The organism is Pseudomonas kielensis (genome assembly GCF_014236655.1).
Taxonomy (GTDB): Bacteria; Pseudomonadota; Gammaproteobacteria; order Pseudomonadales; family Pseudomonadaceae; genus Aquipseudomonas; species Aquipseudomonas kielensis.
In genome coordinates this window covers 1-384 of sequence record NZ_JACMYG010000112.1, presented here as the reverse complement: position 1 = coordinate 384, position 384 = coordinate 1, and the positions used below count along the sequence as shown (strand labels likewise).

1 protein-coding gene is annotated in these 384 nt (G+C 55.2%); it reads right to left on the bottom strand.

From position 1 onward, the window contains the following. On the bottom strand, positions 1-332 hold a 332-nt coding region (locus H7995_RS28245; protein WP_185819339.1), incomplete at its 3' end, for a transposase family protein. Positions 333-384 lie beyond the last annotated feature (52 nt).

Genomic DNA, 384 nt, shown 5'->3' with positions numbered 1-384 from the left:
TCACAGGCTTGAATGACCGCCTCTGCCAGACGCCGCGTCATGCGGGCATAGCGATCCAGCCAACTGACGGCCTCCATGCGTTTACCACAGTCGCGGCAACCAACGCGTCGGAGCAAAACGCTCAGGCGCACCGCACGACCGAGAATGGGCAAATCACGAATGACTCGCTCGCAATACTCATGCGTGGTTGAACAGGGTTTTTGGCACCCGCCACAGGAAGGGAATCGGGTGGCGTGGGGTGTCAGATCGATCTGGAGGGCGTCACCATCAGGCTTGATCGTGACGACAGAAAAGCCCTCCCAAAAAGGAAGGAAAGTATTAATATCGCGCATAAGAACGCCGGTTTGTTAGATGTGTTTGCTCGCACGAACATCATCAATCAAA